At 62.2% G+C, this 23,632-nt stretch carries 19 protein-coding genes; 8 read left to right on the forward strand and 11 right to left on the reverse strand.

Annotation, left to right across the window (positions count from 1 at the left end; translation table 11 throughout):
• The first annotated feature begins 26 nt into the window (after positions 1-26).
• From P3T22_RS22820 to P3T22_RS22835, 4 genes are all read left to right on the forward strand, one after another.
• Positions 27-1,391 (forward strand): peptidylprolyl isomerase, encoded by a 1,365-nt coding sequence (locus tag P3T22_RS22820; protein ID WP_429326207.1) that lies wholly within the window; start codon positions 27-29, stop codon positions 1,389-1,391.
• Positions 1,392-1,396: 5 nt separating this feature from the next.
• The gene (gene pdxA, locus P3T22_RS22825) at positions 1,397-2,407 is read left to right on the forward strand and encodes a 4-hydroxythreonine-4-phosphate dehydrogenase PdxA (RefSeq protein ID WP_429326208.1); all 1,011 of its coding nucleotides are present in this window, start codon (positions 1,397-1,399) and stop codon (positions 2,405-2,407) included.
• Between the two features lie 129 nt (positions 2,408-2,536).
• Positions 2,537-3,409 carry a 16S rRNA (adenine(1518)-N(6)/adenine(1519)-N(6))-dimethyltransferase RsmA gene (gene rsmA, locus P3T22_RS22830; RefSeq protein WP_063494768.1) on the forward strand — a complete coding sequence of 291 codons (873 nt, stop codon included), beginning with the start codon at positions 2,537-2,539 and terminating at the stop codon, positions 3,407-3,409.
• Positions 3,410-3,875: 466 nt separating this feature from the next.
• Positions 3,876-4,985 carry a porin gene (locus P3T22_RS22835; protein WP_429326209.1) on the forward strand — a complete coding sequence of 370 codons (1,110 nt, stop codon included), beginning with the start codon at positions 3,876-3,878 and terminating at the stop codon, positions 4,983-4,985.
• A 4-nt stretch (positions 4,986-4,989) separates the two neighbouring features.
• Here the strand turns inward: P3T22_RS22835 and P3T22_RS22840 are convergent, their stop codons facing one another.
• Positions 4,990-8,130: an autotransporter outer membrane beta-barrel domain-containing protein gene (locus P3T22_RS22840; protein ID WP_429326210.1), complete on the reverse strand. Its 3,141-nt coding sequence runs from the start codon at positions 8,128-8,130 to the stop codon at positions 4,990-4,992.
• Between the two features lie 244 nt (positions 8,131-8,374).
• Positions 8,375-9,721: an MFS transporter gene (locus P3T22_RS22845; protein WP_429326211.1), complete on the reverse strand. Its 1,347-nt coding sequence runs from the start codon at positions 9,719-9,721 to the stop codon at positions 8,375-8,377.
• Between the two features lie 102 nt (positions 9,722-9,823).
• Between P3T22_RS22845 and P3T22_RS22850 the strand changes: the two genes are divergently transcribed.
• The 3 genes from P3T22_RS22850 (at position 9,824) to P3T22_RS22860 (ending at position 11,874) form a co-directional block, all read left to right on the forward strand.
• Positions 9,824-10,780 carry a LysR family transcriptional regulator gene (locus tag P3T22_RS22850; RefSeq protein ID WP_063494771.1) on the forward strand — a complete coding sequence of 319 codons (957 nt, stop codon included), beginning with the start codon at positions 9,824-9,826 and terminating at the stop codon, positions 10,778-10,780.
• 282 nt (positions 10,781-11,062) lie between these two features.
• Entirely contained in the window at positions 11,063-11,449 is a 387-nt protein-coding gene (gene gloA / locus P3T22_RS22855; RefSeq protein WP_063494772.1) for a lactoylglutathione lyase, read from the forward strand.
• A gap of 26 nt (positions 11,450-11,475) precedes the next feature.
• Positions 11,476-11,874 carry a hypothetical protein gene (locus P3T22_RS22860; RefSeq protein WP_429326212.1) on the forward strand — a complete coding sequence of 133 codons (399 nt, stop codon included), beginning with the start codon at positions 11,476-11,478 and terminating at the stop codon, positions 11,872-11,874.
• Between the two features lie 70 nt (positions 11,875-11,944).
• Here P3T22_RS22860 and P3T22_RS22865 read toward each other — a convergent pair whose 3' ends face one another.
• From P3T22_RS22865 to P3T22_RS22895, 7 genes are all read right to left on the reverse strand, one after another.
• Positions 11,945-12,835 carry a M48 family metallopeptidase gene (locus P3T22_RS22865; RefSeq protein ID WP_063494774.1) on the reverse strand — a complete coding sequence of 297 codons (891 nt, stop codon included), beginning with the start codon at positions 12,833-12,835 and terminating at the stop codon, positions 11,945-11,947.
• A gap of 44 nt (positions 12,836-12,879) precedes the next feature.
• Positions 12,880-13,638: a lysophospholipid acyltransferase family protein gene (locus P3T22_RS22870; protein WP_063494775.1), complete on the reverse strand. Its 759-nt coding sequence runs from the start codon at positions 13,636-13,638 to the stop codon at positions 12,880-12,882.
• 40 nt (positions 13,639-13,678) lie between these two features.
• Positions 13,679-14,233: a D-glycero-beta-D-manno-heptose 1,7-bisphosphate 7-phosphatase gene (gene gmhB / locus P3T22_RS22875; protein WP_063494776.1), complete on the reverse strand. Its 555-nt coding sequence runs from the start codon at positions 14,231-14,233 to the stop codon at positions 13,679-13,681.
• 10 nt (positions 14,234-14,243) lie between these two features.
• A complete protein-coding gene (gene glyS / locus P3T22_RS22880; RefSeq protein ID WP_429326213.1) occupies positions 14,244-16,343 on the reverse strand; it encodes a glycine--tRNA ligase subunit beta in 2,100 nt (699 codons plus the stop codon).
• A gap of 15 nt (positions 16,344-16,358) precedes the next feature.
• Positions 16,359-17,366, reverse strand: a complete 1,008-nt coding sequence (glyQ, locus tag P3T22_RS22885; protein ID WP_082854914.1) for a glycine--tRNA ligase subunit alpha — start codon at positions 17,364-17,366, stop codon at positions 16,359-16,361.
• Positions 17,367-17,639: 273 nt separating this feature from the next.
• Positions 17,640-18,014, reverse strand: coding sequence for a hypothetical protein (locus P3T22_RS22890; protein ID WP_429326214.1), 375 nt, complete (start codon positions 18,012-18,014; stop codon positions 17,640-17,642).
• 1 nt (position 18,015) lies between these two features.
• On the reverse strand, positions 18,016-20,439 hold the full coding sequence (locus P3T22_RS22895; RefSeq protein ID WP_429326215.1) for a DUF6531 domain-containing protein: 2,424 nt from the start codon (positions 20,437-20,439) through the stop codon (positions 18,016-18,018).
• Between the two features lie 234 nt (positions 20,440-20,673).
• Here P3T22_RS22895 and P3T22_RS22900 point away from each other — a divergent pair, with 234 nt between their 5' ends.
• Entirely contained in the window at positions 20,674-20,802 is a 129-nt protein-coding gene (locus tag P3T22_RS22900) for a hypothetical protein (protein WP_429326216.1), read from the forward strand.
• 113 nt (positions 20,803-20,915) lie between these two features.
• Here the strand turns inward: P3T22_RS22900 and P3T22_RS22905 are convergent, their stop codons facing one another.
• On the reverse strand, positions 20,916-21,761 hold the full coding sequence (locus P3T22_RS22905; RefSeq protein ID WP_429326217.1) for an FkbM family methyltransferase: 846 nt from the start codon (positions 21,759-21,761) through the stop codon (positions 20,916-20,918).
• 161 nt (positions 21,762-21,922) lie between these two features.
• Positions 21,923-23,533, reverse strand: a complete 1,611-nt coding sequence (locus P3T22_RS22910; protein ID WP_429326218.1) for an FMN-binding glutamate synthase family protein — start codon at positions 23,531-23,533, stop codon at positions 21,923-21,925.
• Positions 23,534-23,632: the final 99 nt, after the last annotated feature.

The following is a 23,632-nucleotide window of genomic DNA, read 5'->3' on the forward strand; positions in this document are numbered from 1 at the left end:
GCGCGCCCGACATCATTGGAGTATCTGTGGCAATCATGAAAAAGCTTCGCTTGGCAACGCTTGCGGCCGGTCTTGCCGCCGCAGCGTCTTTTCTGTCGGTTGCGCCGGTTCAGGCGCAGGCGCTGACGGCCGGCAATAACGGCCAGACGGTCGACACCATCGCCGCAGTGGTCAACAACGGTGTCATCACGCGGCGCGAGCTCGACGAGCGCATCGGCCTGATCACCCGCCGGCTGAACCAGCAGAACGCGCCGGTCCCGCCGATGGACCAGTTGCGCCAGCAGGTGCTCAACCAGATGGTGCTGGAACGCATCCAGTTGCAGAAGGCGAAAGAAGACGGCATCAACATCGACGACGCTGCCGTGCAAAAAACGCTCGAGCGGCTGGCGCAGGCGAACAACATGTCGCTCGACGTGTATCGCTCGCGGATCGAGGCGCAAGGCGTGCCCTGGACCACCTTCACGAGCGACGCGCGTACCGAGCTGACGCTGTCGCGTCTGCGTGAGAAGGAAGTGGACAGCAAGGTCACGGTGTCGGACGCCGAGGTCGCGAACTACATCGCCAGCCAGCGCGGTCCGAACTCCGGCCTGACAAGCGATCTGCACCTTCAGCACATTTTCGTGAAGGCGCCGCTGAACGCGTCGGAAACCGACATCGAAGCCGCGCAGCAAAAGGCTCAGGCCCTGCTGACCGAAGCCAAGGGTGGCGCCAGCTTCGAAAAGCTGGCGAAATCGAATTCGCAAGCGCCGGATGCGTCGAAAGGCGGCGATACGGGTTTCGTGCCGCCGTCCCAGCTGCCGCCTGAGTTCGTCAAGGCCGCCTCGGCGCTGCGCCCGGGCCAGGTCAATCCGGATCTGATCCGCACCAACGACGGTTTCGAAATCGTGCGCCTCGTCGATCGTCGCGCCGGCCAGGGCGCCAGTTCCGATGCACCGAAGCTCGTGCAGACGCACGTTCGCCACATTCTGCTGCGCGTCGGCGACGGCATGTCCGAGCCGCAAGCGCGTCAGAAGCTGCTCGAAATCAAGAACGGGATCGCCGCAGGCGGCGACTTCGCGAAGTTCGCTCACACCTACTCGCAAGACGGTTCGTCGTCGCAAGGCGGCGACCTCGGCTGGATCAGCCCGGGCGAGACGGTGCCGGAATTCGAGCGCGCCATGAACAGCCTGCAGGACGGTCAGATCAGCGATCCGGTGCGCAGCGAATACGGCTATCACCTGATTCAGGTGCTGGGCCGCCGCGAATCGGAAGGCTCGGTGTCGCAGCAGATGGATCTGGCGCGTCAGGCGATCGGTCAGCGCAAGGCGGAGCAGGCTTACGCCGACTGGCTGCGCGAATTGCGCGACACCGCCTACGTGGAAGTGAAGCCCACGCTGACCAGCACGCAATAAACATCATGACATCCGCCGCGCAGTCCACCAGCCTTCCGTTGCAGATCGCGATCACGACCGGCGAGCCTGCCGGCGTCGGCCCCGAGCTGACCGCGCAGGCGCTGGCGGGCGCGGCGGCGCATTGGCCGGGCGCACAGTTCACCGTGCTGGGCGATGCGGATTTGCTGGCTGACCGCGCGCGCGCGGTGGGCGTCGATTGGGCCACGCTGGTGGCGGGCGGCAAGCGCGTGCGGGTGCAGCATCGGCCGCTTGGCGCGCCCTCGCTGGCCGGCAAGCTGAACGCCGCCAACGGCCGCTACGTGCTCGATCTGCTCGACAGCGCGATCGACGGCGCCGTGGCCGGCACCTTCGACGCGATCGTTACCGCGCCGCTGCAAAAAAGCACTATCAACGACGCCGGTGTGCCGTTTACCGGCCACACAGAATATCTGGCCGAGCGCACGCACACGCCGCGCGTGGTGATGATGCTGGCCGGCACCGGCAAGCGTCCGTTGCGCGTCGCGCTCGCTACCACGCATCTGCCGCTCAAAGACGTCTCCGCCGCGTTGACGATCGAAGGTATCGTCGAGACGTTGCGCATCATCGATCACGATTTGCGTCACCACTTTGGTTTGCCTGCGCCGCGCATCCTCGTGACGGGGTTGAACCCGCATGCGGGCGAAAACGGTTATCTGGGCCGCGAGGAAATCGAGGTGATTTCTCCGGCACTGAAGCTCGCGAGCGAGCAAGGCATCGACGCGCCTGGCCCCTATCCGGCGGACACACTGTTCCAGCCGCGTTATCTGGAACAGGCCGACTGCGTGCTGGCGATGTTCCACGACCAGGGATTGCCGGTGTTGAAGTACGCAACCTTCGGCGAAGGCATCAACATCACGCTCGGCTTGCCGATCATCCGCACCTCGGTCGATCACGGCACCGCGCTCGATCTGGCCGGCACCGGCCGTGCCGACGCCGGCAGTCTGATCGCCGCGATCGATACGGCGGTTTCGATGGCACAGCACCGCCGCGCGGGCTGATTTAGCCGTCGCGGAGAGGGGCGTACGCGCTTTTTGCCGCTCGCTGTTTTCGCGTTCGTTGCGCGTGTTCCTGACTTGTTCCCGAGTTGTCCCTATCCTTAAGCAGTTTTCTTTCTTAGCGTTTCTTCGATGTCCACCAGCAGACAGCAACCGGGCCGGCACCAAGGCCATATCGCGCGCAAGCGTTTCGGACAGAATTTTCTGGTCGACATGGGCGTGATCGATTCGATCGTCGACGTGATCCGGCCGCAGCGTGGCGAGCGCATGGTCGAGATCGGGCCAGGGCTTGGCGCGCTCACCGGGCCGCTGATCGAGCGTCTGGCAACGCCCGAAGCGCCCTTGCATGCGGTGGAGCTGGATCGCGATCTGATCGGCCGTCTCAAGACAAAGTTCGGCGACCTGCTCGAGTTGCATGCGGGCGATGCGCTCGCGTTCGACTTCGGCACGCTGGCGGCACCCGGTGAGAAGGCGTCGCTGCGCATTGTCGGCAATCTGCCGTACAACATTTCGAGCCCATTGCTGTTTCATCTGACCGCGTTCGCCCATCGCGTGATCGATCAGCATTTCATGCTGCAGAACGAAGTCGTCGAGCGCATGGTGGCGGAGCCGGGCACCAAGGCGTTCAGCCGCCTCTCGGTCATGCTGCAATACCGCTATGCGATCGACAAGCAACTCGATGTACCGCCCGAAGCATTCCAGCCGCCGCCGAAGGTCGATTCGGCGATTGTGCGGATGATCCCGTACGAACTGCATGAGCTGCCGGCCGTGGACGAGCGCGTGCTCGGCGAGGTGGTGACGGCGGCCTTCTCGCAGCGGCGCAAGATGCTGCGCAACACGTTGGCCGCGTTTCGTGACTCAGTGGATTTCGAGGCGCTAGGCTTCGATCTGCAACGCCGCGCGGAAGATGTGCCGGTCGCCGAGTATGTGCGTGTGGCGCAGATCGTGGCGGCTTCGCCGGCGCGCGGTGCCGCGGCTGCGGAAACCGGGACCGACGACGCCTGAGTTGCGTTACACGGTCTTGAAGGAAGCGCGCTGCGTCCTGCAGCGCGCGTGAAACCCCCCACTCCTTAAGCAGTAACCCGTGCGGCGCCTGGGCAGGGCGGTGGTGCTCATGGGTCTCGTGGCATGGCGATCATAGGTCATACGAAATCAAAATCATCCGCCCCGCAAGGCGGTGACCGGACCGCCTACGCGTGCTTCTTACAAGCCGCAAGCACTTCGATGACATAACAACACTTACATCAGTCAATTTTCTTACAGCCCCTGTTTCGCGCTAAGGTTCACCCACGCGCATTTCGTCAGTTTATTCAAACAGCCTGGCTTGGCCGTCGTGCAGGGTTCCGATGCGGACTCTGCGCCATACCTGTCGATTTGAGCGGTCTCAAATGAGCAGCGTGCCGATACTTTGCATCAGGCGTGGCGGTGTCGAGATATCCGTGAAAAGCGGGAATCTGTACGAGGAGACGACATGAAGAGCGTAAGCAGGTGGGCGATGGCAGTTGTGCCCGCGGCATTGGCGTGTCAGATGGCGCACGCCCAATCGAGCGTGACGCTCTACGGTGTGATCGACGAAAGCGTGCGGTATCTGACCCACGCAAACCGGGCGGGCGATTCGTCGATTGGGCTCGGTAATGGCGGCATGACGGAAAGCCGCTGGGGGCTGAGGGGGGGGGAGGATCTGGGCGGCGGCTGGTCTGCGTTCTTCAAACTCGAAAACCGTTTTTACATGAATAGCGGCCAAAGCGATCCGACTTTGCCGTTCTTCAATGAAGCGCAAGTGGGCTTGCGCTCGGATTCCTACGGTCAGGTGATCTTCGGCCGTCAGTACAACGTGATGATCGAGGGCGTTACCATCGGCGGTTACGGCAGCAATATCTGGATTCCTTATGATTTCAGCTTCCAGCCGGAAGTGACGATGACCGGCGGTATCTGGACCAGCAACCAGGTGCAGTATCAGGCGAAATACAACGGTTTCCATGTTGCCGCCGGCTACGCATTTGGCGGCAATGCGGGCAATTCGTACGGCAGCCAGCTCGGCGTGGCGGCTGCTTACGCGCCGGGCGGCCCGTTCACTTTCGGCGGCGCGTATCAGGTGTCGAAAGATTCGGTCAACGGCGCAGCCGCGAAAGCATGGACCTTCGGCGGGTCGTACACGTGGAACCTGACCCGGTTCTCCGTTGGCTATATCGTCGACCAGAACGACGCCGGCTTTTCGAATTTCGCCAACGGGCCGTTCACCGCGCCCGCGTTGGCCGCGCTCAAGTACACGGACTTTTCGCGGCGCCGCATGATCATGGGCGGCATCATGCAGCAGCTCGGCAACACGTGGCACTTCGCCGCGAATGTCTGGCGCACGCTGCAGGACGGCAAGAGCGCCACGCAGGACGGTTCGGCATGGCAGTACCAACTGGTCGCCGACTACAACCTGTCGAGGCGTACCGACGTCTACCTGGAAGGCGATTATTCGCTGTACCGGGGCGACCTGATCGGCGCGCAGTTGCAGGGCGTCAACGGTGTCGGGCTTGCGCAGAAGGGTAGCCAGATCGGCCTGATGGCCGGTGTGCGCCATCAGTTCTGAGCACTTACCAGCTCCAGCGCGCGCCCAGATTGCCCTCCACCGTGCTGCGGTGCTCGCCGTTCACGTTCATGGTGTAGCTCGCGGTGGCGAACACGCTGCCCCGGGCGCTCAAATGCGCAACCATCCCGATGCCGAACTGGGCGGCCGTGGCGGCGACATCGGTGGGAATCACGGTCGTGCCGGCGAAGGTCGCGCTATCGGTGCCATTGAAATAGCGCCACAGATTCGCGCGCAGATACGGTTGCCACTGCGCGCCCGCACCTTCGAAGCTGCCTTGCAGGCGTAGGCCGAGCCGGCCCACCAGGCCGTTCGCCGCGTGAAACGATACGGTCGAAATGCCGTCGTTGAGATCGTTGATCGATGCGTGCTGCCAGATCAGTTGCGCTTGCGGTTCGAGACTGAGATCGGCGCGCAGTGGAATAGGCAAGCCGGCTTCCAGCGAAGTCGTCACGGCATGTCCATGCGTGTTCGCGCCGATGCCCTGATTCGACGTTGGATCGAGCGTGAGCGAGCTGCCCATCGCCACCGCGTCGGTGTACCAGCCACCCGGACCGATGTGCGTCCAATAAAGGCCTGCGCTGTACGCATTGATCGACAGCCGCCCGGCCGACAAATCGGGGAAGCCGAGCGCGAATCCGTTCACGTCGCCTTGGGCGCGGGCAAAGCCGATGAAGAAGCCATAGTGATTGCGATGGCCGCTTGCGCTGCGATCCGCGTAGATATCCTGACCCACTTGCACGCCGGCCATCGTGCCGCTGAATTCGGGGTTGGCGCCGCCGCCGTTGCTCTGCGAGGTGTGCTCGCCCCAGACACGCGACCATGCGGCGGCGAGCGGGCCGCTTTCGTTCAGCAGTGCCTGCTCGCCCTGGCGGTCATGAAAGGTGCCGATCTGCGCGATACTGAGTTCGCGCGTGAGAACCGGGACCTCGGCATAGACGGGTACCTCCATCCGGTAGAGCGGCGTTGCTGCGGTGCCAGCGGGCGGCGGCGCTGGCAGGGACGGCGTGCCGGGCGCCGCGATCGGTGCGGCCACGGCGCCTGGTGTGGGCGTGGGTGCTGGAGTTGGAGTCGGCGTGGGTGCTGGAGTTGGAGTCGGCGCGGGTGTCGGAGTTGGAGTCGGCGCCGGAGTCGGAGTCGGGGTTGGAGTTGGGGTTGGAGTTGGGGTTGGAGTTGGGGTTGGAGTTGGAGTTGGAGTTGGAGTCGGCGCGGGTGCCGGAGTCGGTGCCTGTGTCGGAGCCGGAGCCGCCACCGCAGCCAGACTCGAGCGCAAATACCAGTTGTCCGCGGTCCCCGCGCTCACGCCGCCCTTGAACAGGTAGTACGTATAAGCGCCCGCGGACAGCGGTTTCGGCAGTGTGAATGCGCTCGCCGTAGTCGTCGCGCCATTGCTCGCCTGCACCACGAGGATGCCATCCGTGAGCGTGGCACCGCCGGAGCCGCCGACGTTGGTGATGCCGAGCGAAGTATTGCCCGAGCCGACGCCTTGCGCGATCACCAGTTTGTCGCTCGGTGAACCGTCTGTACCCAGCACCGTCTGCAGCAGCAAGCGGCCGTCGAGCCCGGTGTAGTTGCCGTTGATCGCCAGCGTATTGCGCGTAGCCGTCGCGCCGTTGGTCAGGTTGATAGTGCCCGCATTGTTGACGTTCGCGAGCTGACCTGCAACCGCCGGCGCGATCGTCGCCGTGCCGCCAAAGCCACCCGCGAACACCGCGCTGCTCGAATCAACATTGAGCGTGCCGGTCAACGTGCCGCTGTCGCCGAGCACGAGGCCGTGGGTGTCGAGCGTCAACTGGCTGCCGTTGGTCACGTTGACGATCTCCCAGTTGATGAAGCGGCCGAGACCGCTTGCCGACGTGCGGTTGAAATTGAGCACGTCATTGCCGGTGCCGCCGTCGAAGCTCGGCACACCGGCGAGATTGGCGTCGGTAAGGCCGGTGAGGTTGGCTGCGTCGTTGCCCGCACCGAGCCGCACGAAGCCGATGACGGTGCCGCCGCTCCAGTTGAGGGTATCGTCGCCGCTATCGGTCCAGATCGCGCGGCCATTGCCGCCAGCGATGGTGCCGGTGTTGTTGATGGTGATATCGAATGGGCCGGTGGTGCTAATCGCCTGGCTTGAAACGGCGGTGATCGAGCCACTGTTCGTCACGGTCGCCGCGCCATTGGCAATGGCAATCGCATTGATTGCGCCGGCGATCGTTCCGGCATTGTTGAAGGTGCCGCCACCGTTCGCGTCGATGCCGTTGGCCTGCTCACTCACGATACTTGCGCCCAAGGCATTGTTTAGCGTGACGTTGCCCGAGAAGAAACCGCCGAGGCCGCCGGCTCCACGCGCCGTGACCACGCCAGTATTCGTCACGACGCCGGGCGTGGCATCGAACGAAACGAGGCCGTGCGAACCCGTACCCGAGACGTCGACTGTGCCGTGATTCGTCAACGCATTGTTGCCAGTCCCGCCGATGGCGTTACCGTTAGCCAGCATCCCATGCGAACCGGCACCCGTCGTCGTGATCGAGCCGTTGTTGACGAGCGTGTCGTTGTTCGTCAACGCGGCCATGCCGTGCGAACCGTCGCCGCTCGTCGATAGCGTGCCGTTGTTGGTCAGCGTGCCGCCACCGGGGCTCGCGAAGTCGTGCATCGCTACTGAGTCGCCGCCCGTGGTGTGGATCACGCCGGCGGTGTCGTTGAGCATTGTCACTGCGGCAGCGCTGTTGAACATGCCTTCCGATTCGACGCCGCTGGTGACGATCGTGCCGCGGTTGATCAAGACGTCATGACCGGCACTGCCGCTTGCACCGTGTGCCGAGATGGCGTCGAAGGTGTCGCCGGCGCCGTGCAAGGTGCCGAGGTTGGTGACGGTGCTGCCGTCGCGCACGAGAATGACGTTGTTGCCGGTGACATCGAGTTCGGCCCCCACTTGCACGTTCACTGTGACGTTGGTGCTGCCGGTCACTGCGGCGACCGGCGTAGTGGACGGGTTGGGGGTGCTGTTGCTGCAAGTGACGGTCTGGCCGCTGGCCGGCGCGGTGTTGTCACAGGCGGCGAGCGCAGGCTCGCATGGCAGAAGGAGCGCTATTCCGAGCGCGGACGAAAGGGCTTCAAGCAGACGCAAACGAACAGGCACATGCCGCGAGCATGCACGACGCATACGGTGGTCCTCCAGTTGAACAGGCCTGGTCAGTTCCTGGTGGGTTCGCTCTATGTGCTGCGCCGTCTCTTGGATACCGCGGCTGGACGGTGTGCAAGAGAATGTATCGTCAGACGAATTTAGTCAACAACCCTAATGGCGCAGAAGGGGAGCGACGCGCCGTATGACCGCAGGTGAAGGAAGCTGCTCCCGGGCGGGGCGCAAAGGCCAGGCAATCAGCCACGCGACAGCGCGACCAGGAGTCTCACGCAGGTATGCTTTCCATGCGTCGCTTCGACCGTTGTGGATCGATCAATGCGAAACCCGCCGCACCGACGATCAGCAGCAACGTGCCGGTTACCGCGAAGCCGATCTCATAGCCGCGCGCGTCGCCTGCCGCGCCGAGCAGCTTGCCCATCGCGACGGGTCCGATCAGTCCGGCGGTAGTGACGATCGAGTTGGTGATCGCGAGCAGGGCTCCGCGCCGCGCCGCCGGCGCGACTTCGGCGACCAGCATCGGACCGAAGGTGAAAGTCTGGATCGCCAACGCGCTGGCGAGCCCCATCAGGGCGACCTGGACGAACGGCGGCGCGCCGAACAACAGTGAGCAGTACGCAACTCCGCTCACCACGCAAGCCGTACTGATCAGTTTGCCGCGCGCCACCTTTGACGGCACGCCACGCTTGAGCATTCGATGCGACACCATCGCGAGCGCGATGCCAAGCGGGATTTGCGCCGCGACTTGCAGCGCGAATAACCAACCGGCCTGTGTCGCGGCAAAGCCGAGGCCGAGCCGGAAATACGCGGGCACCCAGGTGAAGCCGATCGCGACCACCGCGTAGCCGACAAAGCATTGCAGCATCACACCGATGACCGTGCGGTCGCTCAGCATGCGCCGAAAGCGCAATGACACGGCACGAGGGGCCGCCACTTCGACGGCAAACGCGGGTGATGCGTTGTGCTGACGATTGCCCGTCTTGCCCAGGCACAGCCACAAGACAGTCCAGCCGATGCCGACCGCGCCGAGCGTGAGAAACGTCGCGTGCCAGTGCCACTGCTGCGAGATATAGGTGAGCAACGGACCCGCGATAATGACGCCGGCAGTCGCCCCTTGTTGCACGATGGCCGTTGGAAGATTGCGCTCGCGGTCGTCGAACCAGGTGTAGACGACATGCAGCGCGAGCGGCGAGGCCGGCCCTTCGCCCGCGCCCAGCAGGACGCGGCACAGCAGCAACACGGCAAAGCTGGTCGGCCATGCGAGCGGCAGCTGCGCGACCGCCCAAATGAGCGCGAGCGCGGCGAGCAGCCATTTCATGTTGACGCGGTCGGCGATCAGGCCGACGGCGATGCCCGAGATCGAAAACAACACAAAAAACGCGCTGCCGACGAGGCCGAACTGACCGTGCGTCAACTGCATGTCATGCATCAGCGGGATCGCGACCAGACCGAGCACGGCCTTGTCGGCGAAGTTGATCATCATGAACAGGAACAGTGAGGCGACGATCACCCACCGGCGCCCCTGTGCAGTCTCGCGTGCGTGGGTGGGGTGAGCCGACGCCGTGTCGGCGGCAAGCGCCGCGCAGCGTTTCGTGCTGCTGAGGATGGTGCGCAAAGCATGTCTCCATTTTTGGCGCGGGGCGCTCGATTTTCGCCCATTTGAGGTGGTATAAACGAATTGTTCAAGTGCATTCTCGTTATCGGGAGCTTGCAAACTATGCATGAGGTCAATTCCCGCCGCCTTACCCATCTTATCGCGCTCGCTGAGGAAGGCAGCTTTGCGCGCGCGGCGGAGCGGGTTCATCTGAGCCAGCCCGCATTGAGCCGCAGCATTCAGGCGCTCGAAGAGGAAGTCGGCATGAAACTGTTCGACCGCGCCGCCCGCGGCGTCGCGATGACGGCGGCCGGGAGGCTGCTGGTCGAGCGCGCCCGGCGGGTGCTGTTCGAAACGCGCTGCCTGTTTCGCGACGTCGAACTGCTGAAGGCGCACGAGCTCGGCGAGGTGCGCATCGGCCTCGGACCCTATGCGGCCGTCGTGTTGCTGCCGGACCTGCTGGTGGAGTTCGCTCGGCGCTTTCCGAAGATCAAGGTATCGATCGAACTCGGCGAAGGCGATGCGCTATTTGCCAAACTGGGCGCCGAACAGATCGACTTTCTGGTCACCGACCGCCGTGTGCCGCCCGTGACGCCCGATGTCACGTTGCGGCGTCTGCCGCGTCACGAGGGCGGATGGTTCGCGCGGCCGGACCATCCCCTGTTTGCGCGTGACACGGTGCCGCTCGCGGCGTTGCGCGAGTTCCCGCTGGTCTCGGTGACCTTGCCCGCGTTTATGAAGGATGCCTTGCATCGCCTGCTCAAGTACCGCGCCCACGAGCAGATTCCGTTGCAGGTCGAATGTAACGACGTAGCAGTGCTGAAAGACGTCGTAGCGCAAACCGATGCCGTGCTGTTCTCCACGGCGTCCGCGGTGCGGCGCGATCTGGAGAGGCGGCGGCTGGCGCACATCCCGCTTGCCAATCCGCCGCGTCTCGCGCTGGAATTCGCGCTGGTGTATCTGGCCGAGCGCACGCCTTCGCCTGCCGCGCATTCCGCGTTGGGGATCGCCGAACAGGTGATGGAGGACGCCAACCGCGCCGCGCAGGGCTTGCTGCATCCCGACTCATTAGCGACATGAATAGGCCGCTGAACCGCCGGCTGGGTGATCGCATGACGGGCTTCGTGTTTGCCCTGGATGCGGTTGATACAGCGATCCCACGTTCTGGCGCAATCGCGGGCTGTATCACGCGTCGTTGCTGCGGGCGTCGCAGCGCAAAGCCAGTTGGGACGCCGTGAAGTCGCCCAATCACGAGGTTCTGGCAATGAGCGTGCCGCGTCTTGTCGCGTGTGGCGCGCTCTGCAGTGCAGCGTGATTCCGGGTACATTGTCGTTCTCGACATCACGCACCAGGGAGTACACGATGCGCCTGCTTCACACCATGCTCCGGGTCGGCGACCTGGACCGTTCGATTGCCTTCTACACCGACCTGCTCGGTATGAAATTGCTGCGCCGCGAGGACTATCCGGACGGCAAGTTCACGCTCGCTTTCGTCGGCTATGAAGACGAACGTGACGGCACTGTTCTCGAACTCACGCACAACTGGGACACGCCGTCGTATGACCTCGGCACCGGCTTCGGGCACCTCGCCGTCGAAGTCGAAGATGCCTACGCCGCGTGCGACAAGATCAAGGCGCAAGGCGGCACGGTTGTGCGCGAAGCCGGCCCGATGAAACACGGCACCACGGTGATCGCTTTCGTGACGGATCCGGACGGCTACAAGATCGAGTTCATCCAGAAGAAAAAATGACGTAAGCGGCGGGGCGAAGGCACGCAATGAATAACAGCAATCCCTACTTCAAAGAACTTGGCGACATCAACGTCGAAATCCAGGCGTTGTTCGACGGCTCCGCGGATCACGGCGCGCTGGAGCGCATCATGGCGCGCTTCGCTGCGCAATTCACGCTGGTGATGCCGTCCGGTCTCGCGCTCGACCACGCGAGCCTGCGCGCGACTTTCGCGAAGCTGAACGGCGCGCGTCCCGGCTCGCAGATCACGATCCGCGACATGGAGATCGTGTCCGAGTATCCGTCGGGCGCGGTGGTGAAATATCGTGAGTATCAGCGCGACAGCGCGGGCAATGCGAACGTGCGGCGCTCGACAGCGGTGATGGATCTGGACGCGCACGGCAAGGTGACGTGGCGTCACCTGCAGGAAACCTTCTGCACGGAGTGAGCGGCGGGTTTCAGAAGGCCGGCGCTTCGCGTTGAGGCGCCGGGGCTTCAAGGTCTCGCGACCGAAGGCCTTAAAGCGTCGGCAGCAATTCCGGCGGATGCGACTTCAACGTCTGCCGCGCTTCGCGGAATTCCGGAAAAATCGATTCGACCGTCTGCCAGAAGCGCGGACTGTGATTCATCTCGCGCAGATGCGCGAGCTCGTGCGCCACGACGTAATCGATAATCGACAGCGGGAAGTGGATCAGCCGCCAATTCAGGCGGATTTTGCCGTCGCTCGAACAGCTGCCCCAACGCGTGGCCGCTGACGAGAGTGCATACGCGCGATAGTTGACGCCCAGCTTCTCCGCGTAGATCGCAAGGCGCTCGCCGAACAGGCGTTTTGCTTCGCCTTGCAGCCAGCCTTGCACGCGATCCTTGATCTGCTGCGGATCGGCTTGCAATGGCAGCGGCACTTGCAAGGCGGCTTCATCCGCATTGAACGCGAGCGTGCCTTGCGGCGAGCCGAGCTTCACGCGCACGGGCTGACCGAGATACGGCACTTCCGCACCGTCTTTCCAGTCGACCTTGGGCAACGCGCGTTGTTCGACCCGCGTTTGCCATTCGATCAGTTTCGTAAAAATCCAGCGCTGCTTTTCGGTGATCGCGGTTTCGATATCGGCGAGCGTGACCCAGCGTGGTGCAGTGATCATCAGGCCGGTGCTGTCGATCGCAAAGCCGATCGAGCGGCGTGCCGAGCGCTTGAGCACATAGTGCAGCGTGCGAGAGCCGATGGTGAGGCTGCGCAGCCTGGTGCCGTCTGGTGCGAGCGGCACGGCCGGCTGCTGCCCCATCTGCGAGCCGGCTGTCGGTGCGAAGGGTGTTGGGGACGACGACGTCGACCCCGGCTCGGCGAAGAGCGGGAGATCGAGCTGCCGGTTATCGAGCGCCGCAGCGGGCTGCGACGTAGGAGACTTCTGCATCGGATTCGGCTTCGCGCAAATGCGCCTTCGAGGGCGCGGGCGCGTCAGATTGGTGCGGCGGCGGAGGTGCTTTCCGCCGCGCGGTACGCGGTAGGATCGATGCGACGCATTTCAGCTTCGATCCACTTTTCGACGCGCGTGTTCACTTCATCGGGCGTGAGCCCCGTCGTGTCGATCGGCCTGCCGATCGACACTGTGACTATACCCGCATATTTGAGAAACGAGTTGCGCGGCCACACACGTCCGGCGTTGTGCGCGATCGGTACGACCGGCGCGCCGGTGGCAATCGCAAAACGCGCGCCGCCGGTTTTGTACTTGCCTTGCTTGCCGGTCGGCGTGCGCGTGCCTTCCGGAAACATGATGACCCAGGCGCCCTCCGCCATGCGCTGCTTGCCTTGCTTGATGACGGATTCGAACGCGTACTTGCCTTCCTTGCGGTCGATGTGAACCATCTTCAACATGCCCAATGCCCAGCCGAAGAACGGCACGAACAGCAGCTCGCGCTTGAACACGTAGCACAGCGGCCGCGGCATCAGCGCCGGAAACGCCAGCGTTTCCCAGGCCGATTGATGCTTCGACAGCAGCACGGCCGGACCGTTAGGCAGGTTCTCATAGCCCTCGATCTTGTAGCGGATGCCGTTTAGCCAGCGCACCGTGTGAAGCGTGGCGCGGCACCAGCCGGCTGCCATCCAGTAGCGATTGTCGGCGCGCATGAACGGAAACGCGATGAAACACGCGGTTGCGTACGGCACCGTGAAGAGCACGAAATAGATCAGCAGCAGCAAAGAACGAATGAAGCGCATCGGCGTGGTCAGTGAGGGTGGGGGACGCGCGTGGTGCGCGTCACTCGTGAGCGTCGGAAAGGAAGTCGAGTGCGAACGCGCGCAGGTCGTCGTGCACACGGGTGCCCTCGGGCAGGCCGCCGGCTGCGAGCGTCTTGCGGCCCTTGCCGGTCAGCACCAGATGCGTCGGATGGCCGAGCGAGGCGCCCGCTTGCAGGTCGCGCATCGCGTCGCCGACCACCGGCGTATGGTGCGGATCGACTTCGAAACGTTCGGCGATCATCTTCAGCATGCCGGGCTTCGGCTTGCGGCATTCGCACTGATCTTGCGCCGTATGCGGGCAGAAGAACACGGCGTCGATGCGCCCGCCGACCGCCGCCGCCATGCGATGCATTTTCAGATGCATCGCATTGAGCGCGTTCATATCGAAGAGACCGCGGCCGATGCCCGACTGGTTCGTCGCGATCGCAACGCGATAACCCGCCTGATTTAGCCGTGCGATCGCTTCGAGCGAACCGGGCAGGGCAACCCATTCGTCCGGCGACTTGATGAACGCATCGGAATCGACGTTGATCACGCCGTCGCGGTCGAGGATCACCACCTTTTTGGTCGGCATGGCGCGGGGCTCAGGCGGCGAGTCGGGAAATGTCGGCGACGCAATTCATCTGCTGATGCAGCGCGCCGAGCAAGGCCAGACGATTGGCGCGCAACGCCAGATCTTCGGCGTTGACCATCACGTCGGTGAAGAACGCGTCGACCGGTTCGCGCAACGCAGCGAGCGCGGTTAGTGCGCCCGTGTAGTCGCGTGCGGCGAGTTGCGATTGCACGCGAGGTGCAACTTGTTCGAGTTGCGCATGCAAGGTTTTTTCGGGCGCTTCGGTCAGCAGTGCAATCTGCACACCGCCGGTCGCCGAACCTTCCGATTTCTTCAGGATGTTCGAAATCCGCTTGTTGGCTGCCGCGAGCGATGCCGCTTCCGGCAGCGCCGCGAATTCGCGCACTGCATCCAGACGCGCGACGATGTCGTCGAGGCGCGTCGGGTTCAGTGCCAGCACCGCGTCGATTTCGGCCGGCGCGTAACCACGCTCGCGCAGCAGACCGCGCAGACGGTCCATGCCGAATTCGTAGATCGCTTGCGTCGAATCAGCCACACCCGGCACTGCGGCGAATTGCGCGTAAGCGGTGCGCAGCAGTTCGACCAGGTCGACCGGCAATTGCTTCTCGACCAAAATCCGCAGCACGCCGAGCGCATGACGGCGCAGCGCGAACGGGTCTTTCTCGCCGGTCGGTTGCAGGCCGATGCCCCAGATGCCGACCAGCGTTTCGAGCTTGTCGGCGAGCGCGACGACGGTGCCGGTTGCCGTGGCCGGCAACGCATCGCCGGAGAACCTCGGCTGATAGTGTTCCGAGCATGCCAGCGCGACTTCTTCCGGCTCGCCGTCGTGGCGCGCGTAGTACGTGCCCATCGTGCCCTGCAGCTCGGGGAATTCGCCGACCATGTCGGTGATCAGGTCGGCCTTGGCCAGACGTGCAGCACGCTTCGCGAGCGCGACATCTGCGCCGATCAGCGAGGCAATTGCACCCGCCAGCGCTTCGACGCGCTCGACGCGTTGCAGCGCCGAACCGAGCTTGTTGTGATACACGACGTTCGCGAGCAGCGGCACGCGGTCGGCGAGCGGCTTCTTCTTGTCCTGCTCGAAGAAGAACTTTGCATCGGCCAGACGCGGACGCACCACGCGTTCGTTGCCTTCGACGATATCGCCAGGCGTCTTCGTTTCGATGTTCGACACGATCAGGAAGCGCGAGCGCAGCTTGCCGTTCGCATCCGTCAACGCGAAGTATTTCTGGTTCGTCTGCATCGTCAGGATCAGGCATTCCTGCGGCACTTGCAGGAATTCGTCCTCGAAACGGCAGGCGTAGACCACCGGCCATTCGACCAGCGAATTCACTTCATCCAGCAGCGCTTCCGGCATCACGACCTGGTCGCCGTCGGCTTGCGCGAGCAGGTGCGTACGGATGGTTTCTTTGCGGTCGGCGAAACTCGCGACTACGCGGCCCTTGTGCATCAGCGTATCGGCATACGAATCCGCGTGCTGGATCTGTACGAAGCCTTCAGACAGGAAGCGATGGCCGAGCGTGGTGTCGTCGGCGTCAACGCCCAGTGCCGTGACCGGCACGACCTGTTCGCCGTGCAAGGTGGTCAGACGATGCACGGGACGCACGAACTGCACATTGGTGCCGTCCGGGCGCTGATACGTCATCACCTTCGGAATTGGCAACTTGGCGAGCGTTTCATCGAGCGCGCTTTGCAGGCCTTCGACGAGCGTGGCGCCCGGCGCGGCGTAGCGCAGGAAGAAGGCTTCGGCCTTGCCGTCCTGCGCGCGCTCCAGGTCGTTCACCGAAAAATCGGGAAAGCCGAGCGCGGCCAGTTTCTTCGCGAGCGGCGCGGTAGGCTGGCCGTCTTTATCGAGCGCGACTGAAACCGGCAGCACTTTTTCGCGCACGTGTTTTTCCGGCGCGACCGAACGCACGTTCTTGATCGTGACGGCGAGGCGGCGCGGCGTGGCGTAACGTTCGAACGACAGTTCGCCTTCGACCAGGTCGCGCGCCGCGAGGCGCTGCGCAATGCCTTCGGCGAAGGCGTCGCCCAGACGCGCGAGCGCTTTGGGCGGCAGTTCTTCGGTCAGTAGTTCGACGAGCAGGGTAGCTTGATGGGGTTGAGTCATTTCTTGATGTTCTCGTCAGTCCTGGTCGATCTTGCGTTCGACTTTCAGCGGCGGCGCCCACGCGGGCATGGCGGCATCTTGCTCGTCGGTCGTGAGGCCGGGCACGCCGTGCACGGGATTGCCGAGCATCGGGAAACCGAGCTTTTCGCGCGAGTCGTAGTAAGCCTGGGCGACCAACTTTGACAGCGCGCGGATGCGGCCGATATACGCTGCGCGTTCCGTCACGGAAATCGCGCCGCGCGCGTCGAGCAGGTTGAAGGTATGGCCGGCTTTCAGCACGAGCTCATAAGCAGGCAGCGCGATCTGTGCTTCGATCATGCGCTTCGCTTCCGCTTCGTAGCTGTTGAAGATCGAGAACAGCAACTCGACGTTTGCGTATTCGAAGTTGTAGGTCGACTGTTCGACTTCGTTCTGGTGGTACACGTCGCCGTACGTCAGGCGGCGAAGTTCCGGGCCGTTCGGGCCTTGCTCTTCCCACTCGGTCCAGACCAGGTCGTAGACGTTCTCGACCTTCTGCAGATACATCGCGAGACGTTCCAGACCGTAGGTGATTTCGCCCAGCACCGGCTTGCAATCCAGACCGCCGACTTGCTGGAAGTAGGTGAACTGGGTGACTTCCATGCCGTTCAGCCACACTTCCCAGCCAAGGCCCCAGGCGCCGAGCGTGGGATTTTCCCAATCGTCTTCGACGAAGCGCACGTCGTTCTGCTTCAGGTCGAAGCCGAGGGCTTCGAGCGAGCCGAGGTACAGGTCGAGGATGTTTTCCGGCGCCGGCTTCAGCACGACCTGGTACTGGTAGTAATGCTGCAGGCGGTTCGGGTTCTCGCCGTACCGGCCGTCTTTGGGACGGCGCGACGGCTGCACATAGGCTGCTCGCCACGGTTCCGGACCGATCGCGCGCAGGAACGTATGGACGTGGGACGTGCCCGCGCCGACTTCCATGTCGATCGGCTGGAGCAACGCGCAACCCTGCTTATCCCAGTAGGACTGCAGTGTCAGGATGATTTGCTGAAACGTGAGCATGAAGTGCCTTTCGGGCATAGGGCCGCGCCGCAAACGCCGGAGCGCGCGAGCTGGCCGTGGAGCGAAGTGCTAAACCGTAGATTTTAACGGAAAGGGAGGGGGGTGTCCGTTTTGCGGGGTCGGAGGAGGACTGGACGGTGCTTTCGACGACACAGGGCCGCTTCGAGTGGCCTTTCGTCGTCTGGTGCGTCGGGAAGAAATCAGCACTAGTGCCCACCACGCCGCGGCAACAAAAAAGGACGCGAACTACTCGCGCCTTTTTTGAGCAACGCTTTAAGGCTTTTTGAACGGAGGGGGCTTAGGAACTATTCGTAGGGTGGTCCAATCCGGTCCCTGTAAATCTCCGCCTTCCCATCTGACGAACTCCATTTCATAGAGCCTGCTGGCGGCATCTGTGAATAACAGCACGTCTAGGTTCGTGCCATCCAGGTCAGACATTACCCCCTCGAAGGGATACAGTTCCTGCCCTCCACTCGTAGGATGGCAATAGTCTTTGAGGTGGAAACGTATGATCGACTCATCCGGCAAGGTTGGTTGCGCTTGAGCAATGGCAAGATCGGACTGCAATTGCGTCCCTTCGTTGGGCCCAAGATTGCGTGCAACTTCGGCAATGAAGGCGCGTTCGTTCTCGGTCAAGTTTCGCAACATGTCAAGGCTTCCCCTTTACAGGAAATATTGTTCCGACGTTTACCTCGCCGTTCGACTTTACATATAACCTGAACTCCACAACGACGCCGTCAATCGTCATTCGCCCCCAGGCGTTCGACCCTTTCTCCAGATTCGGAATCATTGCTTGTACTTCCTGTGCGACGTTGCTTTCTACGGCTGCGGGGTTCAATCCTTCTGCTTTGAGACGGGACTCATAGTGGCGAGTCTGAAAGTTGATGACAGCGCTGCTGTCTGTTCCCGACGATTTACATAGGCTCGACGCAACCTTATTGATGCCCTTGAGTATCCCGAAACCGGGGATAAACCAAAGTGTATCCGCGTTGTCGGACGACATCGACCATGCAAGACCCAGCGGCGAGCGATGCAAAAGCCAGCATTCAACACACACAGGCGTGGTCGCTCTATCCGTTTGCCAGTCCGCCCTCAGCAGAGACCGAACCGATCCCAGCAAATTTGCGGGCGGTCCCACGGGGTTCGCACCACGTTCGTAGTTGTCGAGCCACAGGTCGATTTCGTCGCTGCTTATGGGCGTCGCGGCACCAATGTACGTCGAGCCACCGTTGTTCTTTGCGACAGTGCCTGTACGAGACACGATTTGCCCATCGGCGGAGTAACTATATTTGACCGTCAGGATCCGATAGAGACTCCCGTTCAGCGCAGTGGGATACTCGTGATAAGTGAACTGCGTTACCCACCCTCGCGCGTTGTAGGTGACGAGTGCTTCTCGATTGTCTCCAGCGAGATAGGTAGCGCGGTGCGCTGCGTCCCTGCCTATTGTGCCCAGCGTCCACCCCGATACTCTATTGATGGCAACGCGCAGATTTCCCGTCTCGTCATAGAAGTACAGCCAGTCAGCGGTCTTACTTCCATTGAAATACTCAAGAGCCGCCACCACACGATTTGACGAGTCGTAGGCGACGCCTAATGTCCTTTGCTGCCCGGACGCTTTGGCATCGAACGCGCTTTCACCCGTCGGATCGCTCGTGGCGAACTCGCCGAATCCCGTGACGTTGCCGTTCGCGTCATACACGAATGCCTGCACCTTGCCTGGCATCGCGATGGTCGAAGGATGCAGGCTGCCCCCATCGGCGTATTTCACTGAGATCACGGCGATGCCGGCAGCGGTGTGTGTCGTTTTTCGCACCGGCCGGCCAGTAGCGTCGTAGCTGTATTCAGCCGTGCCACCACTTGCGGTCACATCTTTTAGAAGATTGCCCGAGGCGTCATACGTCGAACTGGTTGTCGCGGATGACGAACTGGATCCGGTAGGCCGCAGCATCCCCCCAACGGAGGAAAAGCTCAGGGTCGTAGTACGCTGGCTGTCCGTGACGGTGGTTTTGCCGCTGCCGTAGCTGAACTGCACATTGCGCGCGGTATCCGGGTGACTTACCGCAGTGGCGCGGCCTTGTGCGTCATAAGTCCAGGTGGCGATGCGGGTGCCGGTTTCATCGATCTCACCGGTTATCGCGTTCCTGAACCGTGTATCGTCATAGACATACCGGCGCATGTTGCCGTCAGGCCAGATCACGGAGACAAGGTTACTGTTCGCGTCATACGCATATTGCGTCATGCCGCCCAGCGGATCGTTCAGGCGTGAGAGACGGTGCTTATCGTCGTAGTCAAACCGCAGCGTTAGATCGGCGCCCGCACTCGTGCCGTCCGCATGCTGGGTGATCGCGCTCAGCAGTCCGGTGCCGTCATAGGTCAGCGTTCGGGTGAAGCCGGTTCGGGTCCTCTCGGACAACAGAACGCCTTGCAGCGAATACGATTCGGTGATGCCGGTAGTCGGGTCTGAAAGGGTCCAGTTCGTTCCGCTTTGCGAGAGCGCCAGCCCGCTATATGTCGCCGTGTGCCAGGACCCGTTCGACCAGTTGAACGTGATCGGCTCGCCGTTCGCCCGGTACGCAAGAATCTTTGAAGAATTCCCGCTATTAGCATTCGTCAGGTCTAGCTGGCGCTGCCAGCTATGAAACCAGACCGGCCCCATCGCATTGACATTCTTCGCGAGCGGCGTTGAACGATAGGTTCGCGTGAAAACCAGCGGTATATCGTCACCGCTGGCGAAATCACTGTGAGTCAGCGTAACGGCACCGCTGCCCGGATAGACCGGATCGGCAACCGGACAAGATTGCTCAGGCTGTGGGTCAGTCGTCCCCGCGCACCATTGCTTGATGAGATCTATGTCGTTAAGACACGAGTAGCCGCCTTGACCTCCAGGCGAGTTGCTTGCCACGGTAAGCGCACACGATTTGGTGCCTTGTATAGCACCGGACTTTTCGTATCGGCTGGTGCAGTCAGACGTATAGTCAGCTCTTGCGCCGAACGCCACCAGTAGCAGCATGAATGCGGCCAGCAGGCGGTACAGCATCCCCGCCGAGCCGGTTGGTAAATTCCGATCTTTCATTGCGCTCCTTTAGTTGTTAGTTATGCCGACAGAGGCATAAGCACTTTTAAGGAGATTGAAATGTTTTGAAATCCGACAATTCCGAAAAATCTGATTGCGCTGGTCACTTCGTAGGAGTCAAACGCATGACTATCGTGTGACTCGCAATCCGAGCAATCCGAGAGAGCATGGATCAAGCGTGCGTTCGGTCAACGCCCAGCGAACAGGTAGCTAAATGAGGAGCAGGCCATAAACGTGACTATCTACAACGAAGGCGGGCATTCGGTTTGCGTTGTCGTGGACAAGGACACGACCAACGATTCGAAGATCGATGCGGGAGAAACGGTCGAACTGGATGCACTGGGCAGCAACATCGGCAGGTAGTGATCGGGCGCTGGTTCGTAATGCTTGAAGAGCTTGCCGAGCGCGATGATTGTGTCGAAGAAAATCGCGTTATCGAGTGTGCAGAGTAGTTCGGTTTCCACGTGTGAAGTCCGCTAACTGCTCAAACTCAGCAACGCATGCGCCGCCGAATCCGTCACCTCGACAAACCCATCAATCTCCATCTCCAACCCCCGCGGTATAGCGAGCATATTGCACGACACCACGCGGCCGTAGATATTCTCAGCGCGCCCAAAGAAATTCCTCGGGTTGAACAAAGGCGGCAAGTGCCACCACATCCGATACTCCTTCGACCACAACCACTCAATCAACGCCTGCGACTGATCGAGCCGGTCGTTCTCCACATAAATCACAGGCCGCGAGCGGGCAACCGTTTCCTCAGCCCCTAGCAGCGCGTTCAACTCGAACCCTTCCACGTCGAGCTTCAGCAGCCCCACGGTATGAGAGCGGAGCACATCGTCAAGCCGCACGCACGGGACGGGGAGCGTATTCGCCGCAGCCTCGGTCTGCATCGATACTCCGCCGAAATTGCCCGGCGCGTCATAGTCCGGCCGCGCAAAATACAGTGTCCCCGCACTCGCCCCGCACGCATACGGCCAGGCCAGCACATTGCGCACACCATTGGCCGCGAGATTCGCACAGAGGTTCTGAAAGATCACCGGCTGAGGCTCGAACGCGACGAGCACCTGCCGACGCGCCTGCGCCTCACGCGCCAGCATGATCGTATGCACGCCGATATTCGCGCCCACTTCCACGACGATGCCCGGCTGCACCAGCAACTGTCGCAACACAGCGGATTCGAGTTCGCTGCATTCACCGTATTCGATGAGCGCGCGGCCGAGATAGAAGTCGTTTGGATTGGCGAGCATCCAGCCATGACGGGTCTGGACGAGTTGTGTGTGCTCGCCGAGCGGCAGCGGAGCAGGAGGGGGCGTAACCATGGACATTGAGCGGGAAAAAGATCACGCAAATGTACGGTCCGCCGCCGTCCTTGTATATAAGACGAGCTCTTAAGGATTCTTATTTTTCTGCAAGAACTCGTCGTGAAAATTTAAGACTTAGGCGGCGATCGGCCCACGAGCCAATCGCCGTCACAACCGGCTTACGTCGCGGCCAGTTCAACTTTCGGCGCAAACGAATCGCTTTGCGCCATAGGCCAATATTTCTCGTACAACGTGTAGCGATAGTTGCCGTTCAGCAGATCGTTCGGATCGAGATACTTCAACAGATCGGACATCAACCGCACTTCATGCGACGACACGCGCCGCACGATGTGATGCGCGCGCAGTTCCGCCGGATGCTTGAGCCCCGCGGCCTGAATGATTTCCTTCAGAGCATGCAGCGTGCTGTGATGGAAGTTGAACACGCGCTCGGCCTTGTCCGGCACGACCAGCGCACGTTGACGCACCGGGTCCTGCGTCGCGACGCCGGTCGGGCAGCGGCCGGTGTGGCAGGTCTGCGCCTGAATGCAACCGACCGCGAACATGAAGCCGCGCGCCGCGTTGACCCAATCCGCGCCGATCGCCAGCGTCTTCGTGATATCGAATGCGGTAATCATCTTGCCGCTCGCGCCGATGCGGATGCGCTGACGCAAGCCGATGCCGACCAGCGTGTTGTGCACCAGCAGCAACCCTTCCTGCAACGGCACGCCGACGTGATCGGTGAACTCCAGCGGCGCTGCGCCCGTGCCGCCCTCCGCACCGTCGACCACGATGAAGTCCGGCAGAATCCCCGTCTCCAGCATCGCCTTCGCAATGCCGAAGAATTCCCACGGATGCCCGATGCACAGCTTGAATCCGGTCGGCTTGCCGCCGGACAGCGTGCGCAACCGGTCGACGAATTCGAGCAGGCCGCGTGGCGAAGAAAATTCGGAATGGGTGGCGGGCGAGATGCAATCGCGGCCCATCGGCACGCCGCGCGTTTCAGCAATCTCAGGCGTGATCTTCGCGGCCGGCAGCACGCCGCCGTGACCGGGCTTCGCGCCTTGCGAGAGCTTCACCTCGATCATCTTCACCTGCGGTTCGGCGGCCTGCCTGGCGAACTTCTCCGCGCTGAAGGTGCCGTCGTCGTTACGGCAGCCGAAGTAGCCAGAGGCGATTTCCCAGATGATATCGCCGCCATGCTCGCGGTGATATTTTGACATCGAGCCTTCGCCCGTGTCGTGCGCGAAGTTGCCTTTCTTCGCGCCGAGATTCAGCGCCATGATCGCGTTCGCCGACAACGAGCCGAAGCTCATCGCGGAGACGTTGAAGATCGACATCGAATAAGGCTGCGCACGGTCGGGTCCGACGACGATACGGAAGTCGTGGCTATCGACCTTGGTCGGCGCGAGCGAGTGGCTGATCCATTCGTGCGCGACGGCTTTGACGTCGAGCTCGGTGCCGTACGGGCGGCTATCCACGTCGTTCTTCGCACGCTGATAGACGATGCTGCGTTGCGCACGCGAGAAAGGTTTCTCGTCGGTATCGTCCTCGACGAAATACTGGCGGATTTCGGGGCGGATGAATTCGAACAGGAAACGGAAGTGGCCCCACAGCGGATAGTTACGCAGAATCGCGTGACGCTGCTGCGTGAGGTCGAACAGGCCGAGCGCGACGAGCGCCACCGGCACGATGATCCAGAACCACGAAAGGTGATGCGTCGCGGCAAGCAGAGCACAGGCTGCGAGCAGAATGACTGCGCACCACATCGCCAGATAACGTCGGGAAAGCATGGGGACTCCAGTGCAGTGAGTATCGTCGCGGAGGGATCGTCGACGCTGTCGGCGCAGACGGAATTCGCCGCGAAGGGAAACGAACCACTGCTTGTTAGG

The sequence above is a fragment of the Paraburkholderia sp. GAS348 genome (genome assembly GCF_050434205.1).
GTDB lineage: Bacteria > Pseudomonadota > Gammaproteobacteria > Burkholderiales > Burkholderiaceae > Paraburkholderia.